At 38.8% G+C, this 15610-nt stretch carries 18 protein-coding genes; 15 read left to right on the top strand and 3 right to left on the bottom strand.

All coding sequences use genetic code 11. The features are described from left to right. The first annotated feature begins 97 nt into the window (after window positions 1–97). The 3 genes from putA to ACZ5V8_RS07965 all read left to right on the top strand — a co-directional run bounded on the left by putA (window position 98) and on the right by ACZ5V8_RS07965 (window position 5887). Window positions 98–3565 carry a bifunctional proline dehydrogenase/L-glutamate gamma-semialdehyde dehydrogenase PutA gene (gene putA, locus ACZ5V8_RS07975; RefSeq protein ID WP_464217364.1) on the top strand — a complete coding sequence of 1156 codons (3468 nt, stop codon included), beginning with the start codon at window positions 98–100 and terminating at the stop codon, window positions 3563–3565. A gap of 14 nt (window positions 3566–3579) precedes the next feature. Beyond that, window positions 3580–4293 (top strand): class II aldolase/adducin family protein, encoded by a 714-nt coding sequence (locus ACZ5V8_RS07970; protein ID WP_464217363.1) that lies wholly within the window; start codon window positions 3580–3582, stop codon window positions 4291–4293. Between the two features lie 298 nt (window positions 4294–4591). Further along, a complete protein-coding gene (locus ACZ5V8_RS07965; RefSeq protein WP_464217362.1) occupies window positions 4592–5887 on the top strand; it encodes an MFS transporter in 1296 nt (431 codons plus the stop codon). A 6-nt stretch (window positions 5888–5893) separates the two neighbouring features. Here the strand turns inward: ACZ5V8_RS07965 and ACZ5V8_RS07960 are convergent, their stop codons facing one another. Beyond that, window positions 5894–6325 carry a PIN domain-containing protein gene (locus tag ACZ5V8_RS07960; RefSeq protein ID WP_464217361.1) on the bottom strand — a complete coding sequence of 144 codons (432 nt, stop codon included), beginning with the start codon at window positions 6323–6325 and terminating at the stop codon, window positions 5894–5896. Beyond that, a complete protein-coding gene (locus ACZ5V8_RS07955) occupies window positions 6326–6589 on the bottom strand; it encodes a type II toxin-antitoxin system Phd/YefM family antitoxin (protein ID WP_440615688.1) in 264 nt (87 codons plus the stop codon). It abuts the gene before it with no gap. Window positions 6590–6771: 182 nt separating this feature from the next. Here ACZ5V8_RS07955 and nadB point away from each other — a divergent pair, with 182 nt between their 5' ends. The 12 genes from nadB (at window position 6772) to ACZ5V8_RS07895 (ending at window position 14836) form a co-directional block, all read left to right on the top strand. Then, window positions 6772–8346 (top strand): L-aspartate oxidase, encoded by a 1575-nt coding sequence (gene nadB, locus ACZ5V8_RS07950; RefSeq protein ID WP_464217360.1) that lies wholly within the window; start codon window positions 6772–6774, stop codon window positions 8344–8346. 17 nt (window positions 8347–8363) lie between these two features. Beyond that, window positions 8364–9062 (top strand): Fic family protein, encoded by a 699-nt coding sequence (locus ACZ5V8_RS07945; protein ID WP_464217359.1) that lies wholly within the window; start codon window positions 8364–8366, stop codon window positions 9060–9062. Window positions 9063–9084: 22 nt separating this feature from the next. After that, on the top strand, window positions 9085–9750 hold the full coding sequence (locus ACZ5V8_RS07940; RefSeq protein WP_464217358.1) for an HAD-IB family phosphatase: 666 nt from the start codon (window positions 9085–9087) through the stop codon (window positions 9748–9750). Window positions 9751–9863: 113 nt separating this feature from the next. Next, window positions 9864–10022 carry a hypothetical protein gene (locus tag ACZ5V8_RS07935; protein ID WP_464217357.1) on the top strand — a complete coding sequence of 53 codons (159 nt, stop codon included), beginning with the start codon at window positions 9864–9866 and terminating at the stop codon, window positions 10020–10022. A gap of 43 nt (window positions 10023–10065) precedes the next feature. After that, on the top strand, window positions 10066–10356 hold the full coding sequence (locus ACZ5V8_RS07930) for a VOC family protein (RefSeq protein ID WP_464217356.1): 291 nt from the start codon (window positions 10066–10068) through the stop codon (window positions 10354–10356). Between the two features lie 116 nt (window positions 10357–10472). Continuing rightward, entirely contained in the window at window positions 10473–10784 is a 312-nt protein-coding gene (rplU, locus tag ACZ5V8_RS07925; RefSeq protein ID WP_440615707.1) for a 50S ribosomal protein L21, read from the top strand. A gap of 17 nt (window positions 10785–10801) precedes the next feature. After that, on the top strand, window positions 10802–11068 hold the full coding sequence (gene rpmA / locus ACZ5V8_RS07920; protein WP_464217355.1) for a 50S ribosomal protein L27: 267 nt from the start codon (window positions 10802–10804) through the stop codon (window positions 11066–11068). 177 nt (window positions 11069–11245) lie between these two features. Continuing rightward, window positions 11246–12259: a tRNA preQ1(34) S-adenosylmethionine ribosyltransferase-isomerase QueA gene (queA, locus tag ACZ5V8_RS07915; protein WP_464217354.1), complete on the top strand. Its 1014-nt coding sequence runs from the start codon at window positions 11246–11248 to the stop codon at window positions 12257–12259. Between the two features lie 13 nt (window positions 12260–12272). Then, window positions 12273–12812 carry a hypothetical protein gene (locus tag ACZ5V8_RS07910; protein WP_464217353.1) on the top strand — a complete coding sequence of 180 codons (540 nt, stop codon included), beginning with the start codon at window positions 12273–12275 and terminating at the stop codon, window positions 12810–12812. Window positions 12813–13091: 279 nt separating this feature from the next. Further along, on the top strand, window positions 13092–13967 hold the full coding sequence (locus ACZ5V8_RS07905) for a DMT family transporter (RefSeq protein WP_464217352.1): 876 nt from the start codon (window positions 13092–13094) through the stop codon (window positions 13965–13967). A gap of 2 nt (window positions 13968–13969) precedes the next feature. After that, the gene (locus tag ACZ5V8_RS07900; protein ID WP_440615698.1) at window positions 13970–14440 is read left to right on the top strand and encodes a MarR family winged helix-turn-helix transcriptional regulator; all 471 of its coding nucleotides are present in this window, start codon (window positions 13970–13972) and stop codon (window positions 14438–14440) included. Between the two features lie 102 nt (window positions 14441–14542). Beyond that, window positions 14543–14836 carry a hypothetical protein gene (locus tag ACZ5V8_RS07895; RefSeq protein ID WP_464217351.1) on the top strand — a complete coding sequence of 98 codons (294 nt, stop codon included), beginning with the start codon at window positions 14543–14545 and terminating at the stop codon, window positions 14834–14836. 2 nt (window positions 14837–14838) lie between these two features. Here ACZ5V8_RS07895 and ACZ5V8_RS07890 read toward each other — a convergent pair whose 3' ends face one another. After that, window positions 14839–15459, bottom strand: a complete 621-nt coding sequence (locus tag ACZ5V8_RS07890) for a sterol desaturase family protein (protein ID WP_440615700.1) — start codon at window positions 15457–15459, stop codon at window positions 14839–14841. Window positions 15460–15610 lie beyond the last annotated feature (151 nt).

The following is a 15610-nucleotide window of genomic DNA, read 5'->3' as shown; positions in this document are numbered from 1 at the left end:
AGCATTTTGAATCGCTAGTTTTCTTTACGTTTTTTTTATTTTTTATGCTACCATGCCGAGAATTTAGGAATCTTTTATTGTGGCTAAGGGGTGAACGATGATTGTTGAAAACGAAAATGAGAATGCGACAGATCAAGAAGTTTTGTCGCGCCTACGCTGGGCGGCAAGAAGAGGCATGCTCGAATTAGACCTTATTCTTTTGCCATATATCGAATGTGCTTACTTAACAGCACCTCAAGCTGAAAAAGAAGCATTTCATGCATTGCTTAAATGTGAAGATCAGGATCTTTTTAACTGGTTTATTAAATCAAAACCGGCAGACGAGACCCATCAAATGATGATTGATAAGGTTTTAACCGTTAAAAAACAAACAGCGCAACAGAAAGCAAGTAATATAAATTTCCCTTCTCAGGAATTAACGATGATTTTAGATAGAAATAATAAGTTTGATCAATCCAGTTTGATGCAAGAGATATCAAAGCACTGGTTGTGTGATGAACAAATGATTGTAGAGAAGCTCGCCAAGCAAGCAGCACTCACAGACAAAGAGCGTTTATCTGTGCAGGATATTGCCAGTGGCTTGGTGGCCAGTGTACGTGAAACGCGTTTAAGTAAGAGCGGTTTAGATGCCTTCATGACCAAGTATGATCTTTCAAGTGATGAAGGGATTGTATTGATGTGTCTAGCAGAAGCCTTATTGCGTATTCCAGATAAGCATACAGCAGACAAACTTATTAAAGATAAATTAACGAGTGCTAACTGGCAGGAGCATGTTGGTGATAGTGAGTATTTGTTTGTTAATGCCGCAACTTGGTGTTTGATGTTGACTGGTAAGATACTAAAACTGGGGCAATATCAGAATAAATTTAAAGGCGTGTTAAAAGGCTTCTTAGATAAGCGCTCACGCCCTGTTGTGCGTCGCGCGGTTATGCATGCAATGAAAGTGCTTGGTCAGCAATACGTGATGGGTGAGACGATTGACAAGGCTTTAAAACGCGCCCAAGAAAAAGAAGCGATGGGCTTTACTTACTCGTATGATATGTTAGGCGAGGCGGCAACTACTAAAGCGGATGCTGAGTATTACTATAATGAATATCGTCAGGCGATTGATGCTATAGGGTTTGCAGCAACAAAAAACAGTGTACGCACTAATCCTGGGATTTCAGTTAAATTATCTGCTTTACATCCACGTTATGAAGTGGCGCAAGCAGATCGCGTGCATGCTGAGATGTACCCTAAATTATTAAAATTAGTTGAGCTAGCACAACGCTATAATATTGGTCTAAATATCGATGCCGAAGAGACAGAACGCTTAGAGTTGTCACTTGAATTGGTGAGCCGTTTAGCACATGAGACGTCTTTGCAAGGCTTTGAAGGCATTGGTATCGTTGTTCAGGCGTATCAAAAACGTGCTAGCTTTGTGCTTGATTATTTGATTGATGTAGCCAAGCGCACGGGACACCGATTTATGATTCGTTTGGTCAAAGGGGCTTATTGGGACTCTGAGATTAAACATGCACAAGTTGAAGGGCTAGAGGGTTACCCAGTATTTACCCAAAAATGTTATACCGATGTATCTTATCAGGCGTGCATTAAAAAGCTCTTTGCCAATAGCAAACATATTTACCCACAGTTTGCGACGCATAATGCCTATACGACAGCATTAGTTATGCAATTAGCAGGAGATTATCGTGATTATGAATTTCAATGTTTGCACGGTATGGGTGATGCGCTTTATGATCATGTTGTTGGTGAAGATAATTTTAATATTCCTTGTCGTATTTACGCACCTGTGGGCACATATAAACATTTACTACCTTACTTGGTCAGGCGACTATTAGAAAACGGTGCCAATTCATCATTTGTCCATCGCATTGTTGATGAACAAACGCCCATTGAGAGCTTGGTTGAAGATCCTGTGGAGAAAGCGACACGTTTAGGTTTTATGCCTCACCCACAAATTGCTTTACCTGTGAATATGTTTGGAGAAGAAAGAATGAATTCAAAAAGTTATAATTTAAATGATACGCGTACTTTGGAAAAATTGGCTTTGCAAATGAGTCAATTTGATCGTGATGATTATATTGCTAAACCTTTAATTAAAGGTGTTGATACATCAAAACTTACTGCGGAAAATATTTTTAATCCGGCAAATAATCAAATATTTGGCAAAGTTTATAATGCCAATAAGATAATGGCTGAAAAAGCGATGGAAGTTGCGCATACTGCATTTGACGCTTGGAGCCTAGTTGAAGCTGAAAAACGTGCTGATGCTTTGGATAAGTGTGCGGATTTGTTAGAAGAAAATATGCCAAAATTTATGGCGATTGCTGTGCGTGAAGCAGGTAAAACATTGGCAAATGCGGTTAATGAAATTCGTGAGGCCGTTGATTTTTGTCGTTATTATGCTGCACAAGCGCGTGCTGAATTTGCCTCACCTAAAACTCTACCAGGTCCTACGGGTGAGCTTAATCAAATTAGCCTACATGGTCGTGGTGCTGTGGTTTGTATCAGTCCGTGGAATTTTCCTTTAGCCATTTTCTTAGGTGAGGTAACAGCCGCCTTGGCTGCGGGTAACACGGTAGTTGCAAAACCTGCTGAGCAAACACCAATTATTGCTTATGAAGCGATTAAATTACTGCATCAAGCAGGTATTCCTGAGGGTGTATTGCAATTTGTACCAGGTACAGGAGAAGACGTTGGTAGTACATTAACGCAAGATCCACGTGTTGCAGGTGTGATCTTTACAGGCTCAACTGAGGTAGCCAAAACCATTCAACAAACACTATCAGCCAAAGAGGGTGCGATTGTACCATTTATCGCTGAAACTGGTGGGCAAAATGTGATGGTTGTTGACTCATCATCTTTGCCTGAGCAGGTAGTGCGTGATGTGGTTTCATCCGCGTTTGATAGTGCAGGACAACGCTGCTCTGCATTGCGAGTGTTATATTTACAAGAAGATATTGCAGATAATGTTATTACCATGCTGAAAGGGGCAATGGATGAGTTAAAGGTACATGATCCAGCGTTTATTGAGACCGATGTCGGTCCTGTGATCGATCAGGAAGCGCAAGCTAACTTAAAAGCACATATCGATAACATGCGCCAATCAGCAAAGCTTGTGCATGAGGTTAGCGAGGATAAAGCACTTGAGAAAGGAAATTATATTTACCCTGTGGTATTTGAGATCGATAGTATCCATGCGCTTAAGCGTGAAGTATTTGGTCCGGTGCTTCATATTGTGCGCTTTAAAGCAAGCGAGCTTGAAAAGGTTGTTAAAGACATTAACTCAACTGGTTATGGTCTAACCTTTGGTGTGCATAGTCGCATTCAAGAAACCGTTAATTTCTTTAAAAAGCATATTCGCGTTGGTAATATTTATGTTAATCGCAATATTGTTGGTGCGGTTGTTGGGGTGCAACCTTTTGGTGGTCAAGGTCTATCAGGTACAGGGCCAAAAGCAGGGGGACCTTTTTACTTGCATCGTTTAGCTGTTGAGCGCACGATTAGTATTGATACGACCGCATCAGGCGGTAATGCGTCTTTAATGAGCTTAGAGCAATAAGGATAACGTTTTATATGACTGACTTAGAGCATCAACTGCGTGAGGACCTCGTGGCAAGTCACCATATTGTCTACCACTATGGTTGGGATGATTTATTGGCAACGCATTTAAGTGCACGTATGGTCGAATCAAACGAGGTTTTAATTACCCCGCATAATGTCCCCTTTGAAGAAGTTACTGCAGAAAATCTGGTTAAAGTTGATCTAAATGGTCAGATTTTATCACAAAATGGCTATACGGTCATGCCGCAAGCTTTTAATATTCATGCCGAAATTTATAAAGCAAGTAGCAGTATTCATAGTGCGATGCATACCCATAGTACCTATGGCGTTGCGGTTTCTTCATTACAAAGTGGTTTGTTGTTTTGTCATCAGCAAGCATTACGCTTTTATAATGATGTTGCTTATCATGATTACAATGGCTTAGCGTTAGCAAATGAAGGGCATGAAATCGTTCAAAGTTTGAAGGATAAAAAGGTTATGATTTTACGTAATCATGGTCTATTAACGACGGGTAAAAGTATAGCGGGAGCTGTCTATTTATTATATTACCTAGAAAAAGTATGTGAGTTACAAATTAAACTACAAAGTGTTAACGCTTCATTGATTGCATTAGATGAAGCAATATGCGCAAAAACCAAGACCCAATTCGATCGTATTTTGACACCAGAAAAAGAATTTGAGGTGCTCAAACGTCGAGTCAATTATTTATTGAAGTCTCATGTTTAAACAAAAAATATCAAAGGTTATGACCATGTTCTTGTCCATTTCGATTGTGTAGGCGCTGGCTGAGCATAAGTCGAAGCCTTTATTGAGGTGGGATTTTCTCAAGTTTACCCACTTCGACTGATGCTCAGTGCACCGCTTCGACGTACGCTCAGGGTGCGATGAGTTCTTTTGGGTTAATATTTAGTCTTAGGCGTATCAAACTTTAGCAAATTCGATACATTTTGAGTCGGTTCAGTTAATTAATCTTTAGAATTTTGATAGACTCGTCACGCTACAAGATAAAAAGGTTATGAATCGAATGACAAAGCAAGCAAGCACAAAGAAAACGGTTGCAGTCACAACCCTAGGTGCAGCACTGGAGTGGTTTGAATTTAGTTTATATGGTTATTTAGCAACTTATCTAAGTATCTTATTTTTCCCAGATGAAAATAGAACCGTTGGTTTGATTACTGTGTTTGGCATTTTTGCTGCCAGTTATTTTATGCGACCACTGGGTGGCTTTGTGTTAGGCTCTATTGGTGATAGGTTAGGGCGACGTTATGCGATCACGCTTAGCATTGGGCTTATGTCTATTCCGATGTTTATTATGACCATTATGCCAACATATAATAGCTTTGGTATTTGGGCTGTGGTGATTTTAATTTTGGCGCGCATGTTGCAAGGTTTCTCCGTTGGTGGAGAATATACTGGTGTTTTGATCATGTTGGCTGAAAGTGCGCCAAAGCAATATCGTGGATTTGCAACCGCTTTAGCAGCGATGTCATCACAAGTTGGTACGATCCTAAGCGCGGTAGTTGTTGGTGTATTAGCCACGGTTTTTAGTAAAGCGCAAATGCTCGAGTACGGTTGGCGTGTGGCATTTTTTATTGGATTTATTTTTGCGTTAACCTCGATGTTCCTGCAGCATTCAGTGCGTGAGTCGCCTTTTTTTGAAGAAGTAAAAAAGTTAAAAAAGGCACTAAAAAATCCATTAATGACAGCGCTCAAGGGTCCAAAAATGCCGCTTGTATGGGTGTTTGTGTTAACCGGTTATATTGGAATTGCTTATTATATGATGGCAACCTTTTTACCGAATAATTTTATCGCGACACGTCATTTAGATGTCAATATTGTGATGTGGATTACTGTTGTTGTATCTGTTGTTTATGCCGTTTTCTCGCCACTGTTTGGCTGGTTTGCCGATTTGTGGGGTCGCAAAGTCATGCTAAATGTCCCGATATTCTTGTTGTTAATTCTGGCGTATCCAATGTTTATTTGGCTTAATTATGGTGGTATTGTGCAGATCTTAATTGCCGAGTCAATTTTTGCGTTATTAGTGGCAGCGATGACAGCATCTTTTCAGGTGGCAATTAGTGAGCTTTTTCCAACGGAATGCCGTTATAGTGGTATGTCGGCAGCTTATAATGTCGGAAATGCCTTGTTTGCTGGCACAACGCCAATGATCTCATTAATGTTGGTAGACGTTTCAGGCTCACATTATGCGCCTTGCTATTATTTGATTATTACTTCAATCATCACTTTGGCAGTGATTTATAAAATGCCAGAAACGCGTACCAGTAGGTATTTTGAGCTAAGTGAAAATTCACCAAACTAAGTTGCGCTATCTAGATTGTTGTTTATCCCAAGGGTTGAGCAGTGTTACGCTCATGTCTTTAAAATCAATAATATTACGCGTGACTAGCGTCATGCCATGCGTGATAGCGCTTGCTGCAATCATCACATCGCGATCTGATTTTGGATTTGGGATATGAAGTTGAGCACAACGTTTGGCAGCAAACATGTCAAAAGCAATAATTCGATTGGCAAAAGCAGTCATAACGTGGTTATCCATCCAGTTGCGTAACATATTACCTTGTTTAAAATCCCTTCTATGCACGGATAAAATACCCATTTCTAGCTCAAGCACGGTGATGGCTGAAATAAAAAGCTCGACAGGGCTAATAGATGAAGCCCAGTTCACTACATTGGGATCCGCCTTATTTGTGCTAGCTTTTCGTAACTCTGAAATAATATTGGTATCCAGTAAATACATCTAAAAAATGTCCTTTTTGAGCAAGTCTGTCCCAAGCTTAGCAGGTTCAAAGTCGATGTTATGATCACTTTGCATTGATAGCATGTCAACAATATTGCTTTGTGGTATATTGATTTTCTGCAATTTATGATAGGCATCAACACTCAGCAAAACATGTGAAATCGTTCCGCGTTCAGTAATGAAAACAATACTATCTTTAGATGCTTTTTTTGCTTTATTTGGGTTTTGATTAAACTCTCTACTTGTAAAGGTATTAATATTCATCGTTATATACTCCAAGACGTGTTGATGTGATTAAGTATAGTTTCGTAGTTACATAACTACAATGATGTTTTGGATAATTTTAAAATCATTAAATTCTGGATAACTAACGGGATGTATTAACACATGGGCTCAGAATCACGTATAATCGCTTAAATTTTGGTGTAATAACGAAATAAGTTAACATGCTTGAAAAAACGGATGTATTAATTGTTGGTGCAGGAACCTCAGGATTAACAGCGGCACTTAATTTGGCGGATTACTGTGAAGTGGCAATATTATGTAAGTCTGCTCTAGGTGAGGGCTCTAGCCTGTATGCTCAAGGTGGTATCGCTGCGGTAATGGATAAAGGTGACTCGCTAGAGGCGCATATTGAAGATACGTTTATCGCAGGTGATGGATTATGTGATAAAGCGGCGGTGCGCTTCACTGTTGAGCATGCGAAATCATGTGTTAATTGGTTGGTGGATCAAGGTGTCCATTTCACTTTGGATAGTGAGCATGAAAACTACTATCATCTGACCATGGAAGGTGGGCATTCCTATCGTCGTATTTTGCATGCGGCTGATGCTACGGGCAAAGAGGTTCAAACAACGCTTACAGCCTTAGTGAAAAAACATCCTAATATTAAAGTTTATGAATACTTCAATGTAGTTGATTTGATTTTACAGCAACAGCGTTGTGTGGGTGCTTATGCATTAAATCTTAAATCAAATAAGGTTGAAACTTTTGCCGCACGTGCTGTTGTCTTGGCCTCGGGTGGTGCCTCACGCGTTTATCAATACTCGACTAATCCAGTGGTTTCAAGTGGCGATGGCATTGCCATTGCTTATCGTGCGGGTTGTCGTGTGGCAAACTTAGAGTTTAATCAGTTTCATCCAACATCTTTATATCATTCAAAAGCAGGGTCGTTTTTATTAAGTGAAGCACTCCGTGGTGAGGGCGCGTATTTGCGTCTACCAAATGGTAAGCGCTTTATGCCTGAAATTGATGAGCGCGCTGAGTTAGCACCTCGTGATGTCGTGGCGCGTGCCATTGATCTGCAGATGAAAAAATATGGTTTAGAGTGTGTATATCTGGATATTACACATAAGTCCGAGGCATTTATCAAAGAGCACTTTCCAATGATTTATCAGAGTTTGCTAAAATATGGACTTGATTTAACCAAAGACCAAATCCCCGTCGTGCCGGCGGCGCATTATACTTGTGGTGGTGTGATGGTCGATAATAAGGCGCGCACCGATGTTGTCGGATTATACGCGGCTGGAGAGGTGACTTATACAGGGCTTCATGGCGCTAATCGTATGGCAAGTAATTCACTCTTAGAATGTCTTGTATATGCTTTTGCAGCTGCCAATGACATTAAACAAAATCTCTCAGGATTAGTGCCAATGTCAGATATTCCCCGCTGGGATGATGCGCTAGTGACTGACTCGGATGAAGAGGTTTTTATTCGCCATAATTGGCGTGAAATCAGGCGCTGTATGTGGGACTTTATGGGTATTGTGAGAAGCAATAAACGACTAGAGCGCGCAATGCATCGTATTAAGCTGTTGCGACAAGAAGTCTTTGATTATTATTCTGACTTTACCGTGACTGCGGATTTGTTAGAGCTTAGAAATCTTGTGTTAGTCGCGGAATTAATGGTTGAATCAGCAATGCGCAGGAAGGAAAGTCGAGGGCTTCATTTTACGTTGGATTATAAGCACAAAGACTCAAGGTTTTTAAAACCTACCATTTTGCATCCAGCTAAAAATTAATAAAACGGAAAGTGTATATGGAACTTGATCTATTAAAAGAAATAAAACCAAACCGTCAGAAAGCATTATTTTTAGCTAAGCGTCAGTTAGCAGAATTTGTTTATGATGCAGTAAATTTAGAGGGTATCCATTATACTTTGCCAGAGGTGCAAACCTTGCTTGATGGTGTAACCGTGGGTGGGCATAAATTATCGGATCAACGCATTGCTTTAAACCAAGCAGATGCATGGCATTTTTTATTTCAAAATATACAAAACAATACGTTTTCACTAGAACAATCATTTGCATGTCAGCTGCATTTTGAAGCAGCAAAAGAAGAAGCTCTTTCTTGGGGGGAGTTTCGGACAGGACAGGTTACTATTTCAGGCACTGATTATATGCCACCTAAAGCCGATGTTTTGGCAGACTTGTGGCAGAAAATTATTTTTGACTATCACAACTCTGAAGGATTGGTGTTATATCAACAAGCGATTGGTTTATTTCTAGATATGGCGCGTATTCAGTTTTTTTATGATGTTAATAAACGTATGGGGCGCTTTATGATGAATGGTATTTTGCTTGATCGAGGCTATCCGGCGATTAATCTGCCAGTAAAATACCAGCTTGAGTTTAATACGCTCATGCTTGATTTTTATCAAACAGGTAATAAAACCGCAATGACCGCGTTTATGTTATCGTGCTTGGATAACAAATTAATTGAGATAATGAGTGAATAAGCCATTAGATAAGGCAAGGTTTATGTATAAAAAGTATGATAATGTAATTTTTGATTTTGATTCAACGATCATTCGCTTTGAGTCTCTAGAACTAGTCATGGCAGAGTTGCTTCAAGGGGATGAATCTAAAATGCAACAAATTGAAATCTTAACTCATGCCGGTATGAATGGTGAGATGAGTTTTCGTGATAGTCTGGAGGCGCGTTTAAAATTAGCGAAACCGACAAAGGCAGCATTAGATGCATTTATTACTCAGCATTGCCCTAGCGCATTAACTGTAGGTATTAAAGAGTTAATTGAGCAACTGCATCAGCGTCATGTCAAAGTATGGATTATTAGCGGTGGTTTTAGCGAGCTTATTTTGCCTTTTGCTGAGCATTTAGGTATTCCGGCATCACGCGTTTATGCTGTGAATTTATACTGGGATGAAAAGGGGTGTTTTGATCGCCTTAATAACGACAATGGTTTTTGTGATTCAAAAGTTACTGGTGCCAAAAAAATCCAAGATCAGCTAATGGGCAAAACCGTAATTGTTGGCGATGGCTTTACCGATTATGAACTTTATAATGCTAGAATTGCTAATGAATTTATTGCTTATATTGAACATGTTCAGCGAGATAAGGTCTTATCCGTTGCTAAGCTTTGTGCGAAAAATGTTGATGAGCTTAGTCGATTAATATCCAATTAGAATAATTGTTAGATTACGTGGATAAAAAATTGGGTTTAGCAAGAATGATCAAAAAATGAGAGCTAAGCCGAATTATCATAAGCCTCAGTAAGTAAGCGAGGTTAAATTTAAAAATGAATGATAAATTACAAAAAGTGATTGCTTATATCGCTCAGCATCTTGATACAGGTGAGGAGCTTGCTGATTTGCCGTGTATATTCTGCTATTACAATTTTGATCATGAAGTGGCTGATACAGAACTACTAACAGAATGTTGGCTATTGCTTAAATAGTTTTTATACTAGAGGCAAGATTTTATAAGTAAAGGGCGATGAAATGGATAGAATGGATCATGTTGCTATTGTGGTCAAAGATTTAGAGGAAACACTTACATGGTATTTGTCGCACTTTAATGTCAAACTGATTTATCAAGATGATACATGGGCAATGATTGAGTTTGAAAATGTCAAACTTGCCTTTGTTGTGCCACATCAACATCCGCCACACATTGCGTTTAATTCTGAAAAAGCAGAGAGTTTTGGTAAGTTGAAACAACACCGTGATGGCACTTTATCTTGTTATGCAAAAGATCCATCAGGCAATATTGTCGAATTTATTAAGCCATGAATATTGCTATTTGCGACAAAAAACAATAGAATTTGCGAGCTTTTTAAAAAGCGCTTTAAATTATGATAACAAAAAGTCAAGCGGCATTATGTCAGCTTGAGCATTCGGAGAATACTATGTTCGCAATTATTAAAAGTGGCGGGAAACAGTACAAAGCCAAAGAAGGTGCTGTACTTAAGCTAGAAAAAATTGAAAAAGGTGTTGGTGAAACGATTGAGTTCACTGATGTGTTGATGTTGCAAAATGGCGATGAGATCAAAGTTGGCAGTCCTGTTGTTGATGGTGCTAAAGTGGTTGCTGAAGTTGTTGAGCAAGGTCGTCATAAGAAAGTTCAGATTATCAAGTTTCGTCGTCGTAAGCATAGCATGAAACGTCAAGGTCATCGTCAGTATTACACTGCGGTAAAAATCACAGCAATTCAAGGTTAATTTAAGGAGTATAAAACATGGCTCATAAGAAAGCAGGCGGTAGTACTCGTAACGGTCGCGATTCCAATCCTAAGTACCTAGGTGTCAAGCGCTATGGTGGTGAAACTGTTAAAGCAGGTTCAATTATCGTGCGTCAACGTGGTACAAAGTTCCACGCTGGTGTTAACGTTGGTTGTGGTCGTGATCACACATTGTTTGCAACGATTGATGGTGTTGTGAAGTTCCACACAGGTGGTCCTTTAAACCGTCAATTCGTTTCAATTGAAACAGTTGCTAACGCTTAATTATCGATTAGCGTAAGCCAAGAAATAAAAAAGGCGCCGTATTGGCGCCTTTTTTATTTCTATTTGTTTTATACAAAGGCGTATGCACAATCTCTTCCCGAGTAGGGGCGTATTGCATACGCCCTAATGTGGTATGTGTTTCCTTAAACATATTGTTTTATGTAGGGTATAACAAATATGAAGACAGATATTTTTGATTATGAATTACCTGAGCATCTCATTGCGCGTTATCCAGCAAAAGAGCGTGATCAAAGTCGGTTATTGGTGCTTGATCGTCAAAAAAAAGCATTAACTAATCATGTTTTTAGTGAGATTATTGATTATATTCAAGCGGGTGATTTGGTTGTTTTTAATAATTCTAGGGTTATGGCAGCACGCCTTTTCGGTCAAAAAGAAACCGGTGCTAAGCTTGAGTTTTTAATAGAAAAAGTCATAGATAATAAAAAGTTTATCAGTCACGTTCGCGCTAATAAAGCGCCCAAGTTGGACTCAATTGTTGAAATTGCTGATATTAAAGCACGCGTGATAGAGAAAAATGACGGGCTTTATTATATTGAGCTGCTTGATGGTAATGTCTGGCAGTTAATGGCTGAGCATGGTCATATGCCGCTACCCCCGTATATAAAGCGTCAAGATGAAACCTTTGATATAGAGCGCTATCAAACGGTTTATAGTGAGCTTTTGGGTTCTGTAGCAGCGCCAACGGCGGGACTTCATTTCACTAAAGAGATATTGCAAAAAATCAAAGACAAAGGTGCTGATATTGCTTATGTGACGTTGCATGTTGGCTCTGGCACCTTTAAGCCGGTACAAACAGATGATATTCATGAACATGTTATGCATAGTGAATTGATTGATGTGCCACAAGACGTATGTGATAAGATCAATAAAACCAAATTGCAAGGTGGACGTGTGATTGCTGTGGGTACAACTTCAGTGCGTTCACTAGAAACAGCAGCACAAACAGGTGAAATAAAGCCATTTTATGGTGAGAGTGATATTTTCCTATATCCTGGTAAAACCTTTAATGTAGTGGATGCGATGGTCACCAATTTTCATTTGCCAAAATCAACATTAATTATGTTAGTGAGTGCCTTTTCTTCAATTGATATGATAAAAAAAGCATATCGCCATGCAATAGATGACAACTATCGCTTTTATAGTTATGGTGATGCTATGTTTATTCATTAAAGTCACAATCATAATGACAAAAATACGCATTATTTTATCTCTTTTAACTGTAAGTGCTTTTAGTGTGTCATCAGTTTTTGCAGCAACAGCGCCAACAGCTAGCCCAACACATAGCACTATGGCTGAATCGCAACCTCAACAGCAAGCAACAATTGTCAGTGATACAAGCCAAACCGGTAGTCGGATGAAAGTGATTTCGCCAGGCAATCAATCGATGTCCTTGGAGGATCAATTAAGGGGGGTGCAAGCGCCGCAAGCCATTACGCCGGAGAATCCTGTTGCGGTTTCACAGACAGCGCAAATTAATTATCCAGTGACGGTTGGCAATGAGGGGCAGATTGATCAACTGCAAACAGAGCTTAACAATATGTTTGTTAAAGCCGATAAAAATGCCGATGATTTGACAAAGTATCAGCAATATAGTCTATATCTAGCCTATAAACAGGCACAGCAAAATCAGTTGCTACTTGAGCAAAATAATAAAATTATTTTAGCCTTAGAAAAGATTTCGCTACAGAATCAGTTGCTGCTCGCGCACCAATCTTCAAAATAATTATTTCAACTCTCAACTCTCAACACCTAATTAGTGAGTCGTCTTTTTATATTTAAAATGTAGGCTATGACCATATTCCTGCCCACTTTGATTGTGTAAGCGTTGGCTGAGCGTAAGTCGAAGCCTCTATGAAGTGTGATTACCCTTCGACTTACGCTCAGGGTACGGTGAGCACTTATGGGTGAATATTTAGTCTTAGCCAAAATGTAAATGTTGCATTTTTGAAATTAAAAATTATAATAATCATTAATTATCAAATATATATTTAAGTTAAATCCAATGAAAAATAGTTATTTAGGGGTTAGTTTCACTCTGTTAAGTGCATTAATTTATGCATTTCAAGCCGCATTGATTAAAAAGTTTAATATCGGATTAAATGTACCTGTGATCGTATTTAGTCAGAGTCTAGTTGCTTTGATTCTTATTTTGCCGATTATTTTATATAAAAAGCATCAATGGCAAGTTAATTTATTGAAAACAGAAGTGCCGTGGCAGCATTTAGCAAGAACGGTTTTTAGCTTAGGCATTAGTTATTTCTTATTTATTGCCATTATGCATATGCCATTAGTGGATGGTGTGTTATTAGCAAATACGGCACCATTCTTTGTGCCATTTATCTTATTTATTTTTATGCGTCAAAAGTTTCAGCATGCGTTATGGTTACCGCTTATCATTGGTTTTGTTGGTGTTATGATGATTTTAAAGCCAGATACTAAAATCATGAATCCTTATGCAATTGTCGCGTTAGGTGCAGGCTTATCGATGGCGTTGTCAATTATTATGGTGCGTAAAATTTCAAGCTATGATAATGGTTTGACGACTGTTTTTTATTATTTTTTATTTTCAAGTATTATTGCTGGAGTTGTCAGTATTCCTTTTTGGCAAGAAATATCGCTTTATGCACTTTTAATACTCGCTGCGATTGGCGTCTTGTTCTTCTTTGTGCAATATCTTTTGGTGCTAGCATTAGGCTATATTCAGGCGCAGAGTTTCTCTGTACTGTATTACGCCAATGTTATTTTTGCCGCACTTATTGGCGTATTTTTTTTCGCAGATCGTTATGATTGGCTGACACTTATGGGAATAGTGCTGACAATTGCTAGTGCCATTGTTATAATCCAGCTTCAGGCACAACGTCAAAAGGTAATGAGCTAAGCATGTCAGATGCAACAACACAACTGCTAGAGTTTGCGATTTGTGATACAGGATTATTAATCCGTAAGATTTATAATTTTCATGCAAAAGAATTAGGTTTGAATGTTTTGGATCGGCGTGTACTGGTTCATGCAAGGTTCCGCCCAAAGCTTACTCAAATTGAGTTGGCAGGACACCTAGAAATCGAAGCGCAGAATCTTATTCGCGTGCTTGATCGCCTAAGTGATCAAGGTCTTGTTGAGCGCATTGCACATGATAGTGATCGTCGTGCAAAATGCGTTATTGTCACCAAGCGTGGACTTGCTGTTTTGGAAGAGCTGGATAAAGCAGTAAAACAGCATTATGCGCAGATTCTGGGTGGTATAGATCTGGATGAAAAAAATGCACTCATTACGACGCTGGATAAGCTGAAAATCAATCTAGCAAAAACGTTAGAGGATATGCAAAGTCAAAATATACAAACTCAGGCATAGCTTTTTGTTATAAAGCTGATTATTTTATTTTATTGGATTGATCAAGTGTTCTATGTGACAATTCATCTTGTGTCGAGAGAATTGTTCATTTAGGAGCATAGAATGCCGAATCAATATAGTAATAATTTCGAGTTAAATATTCTTAAAAAATATGGCAAGCCTGCCGAGAAAGTTTTAACAGATTTACATGATCAAGGTGTTTCATATCTTGAAGCATCTGAGCTGATGGGATATCAGGTATGGACAGTTAAGCGTTGGTGCCGTCGTTATGGAATTAGTCTTGCTCAGAAAGAGTTAAATAATGAGATTAATAATCGCGAGTTTATGAATAAATTCCATGAGCAAGAATTAAATAAATACAACATCCTAAGTCGTAAGTGGGTTGTGCTACATTAATCTTACTCGTTAAACCCAGAGATTTGTTTGGCCGTTGGGCTTTTAGCGACGTCATTGCGTTCTTTGAATGTGCCAAAACATAAATCACCTAGATAGTTAGTAATACCCCAGCAGTAGTTTTCATTATGAAAATGATGACGCATATGTGCACGCTTTAACTTGTGTCCAACCTGAGTTTTGGGTTGATAAGCAGGGGTGTGGTGAGCTAAATGCATCCATTCGTAAAAAAGATAATATAAAATACCAAATGTAAATGGTACAAGTGCCACGCTGAAGCTCCAGGTAATAAGTGCAAATAGCAGATACGTTTGAATAAGATGCAAGATAATTGCCGACCATGGTGCAAATAATAGCTCAACGTCTTGTGGATGTTTGTGATGTCCATGATGTAGTCTTATCTGAAAGTTGCGAAAAACACCAGGTTTTGTGCTCAATTGAGCATGTAATAAATATTTATGGGCATACCATTCATAAAAAGGGGCAATGATAATCGGTAAAAATAGCCACCACCAGTAATTGCTAAATACGCCTATAAAAATACTAAGTGCTAAAAAGACAAAAAAAAGCAACCAAAGCACTTGTACCGTGCGATGTGCAAAATAAACTTTAAATACTTCCTGCATAAGTCTGTTTGTTATCAACAAATCCAAAGATAGCGTGATTGTAACAGTTACTGGATTTTCCTGCCATTAAAACAATGGATGAATATTTAGTCTTAGCCTAAATTTATTGAATGCTTTAATGAAAAAATGCTATTGATAAGCTAGGCTAAAG

It is taken from the genome of Cysteiniphilum sp. GTC20157 (genome assembly GCF_055396795.1).
This window is presented reverse-complemented; position numbering and strand designations above follow the sequence as displayed.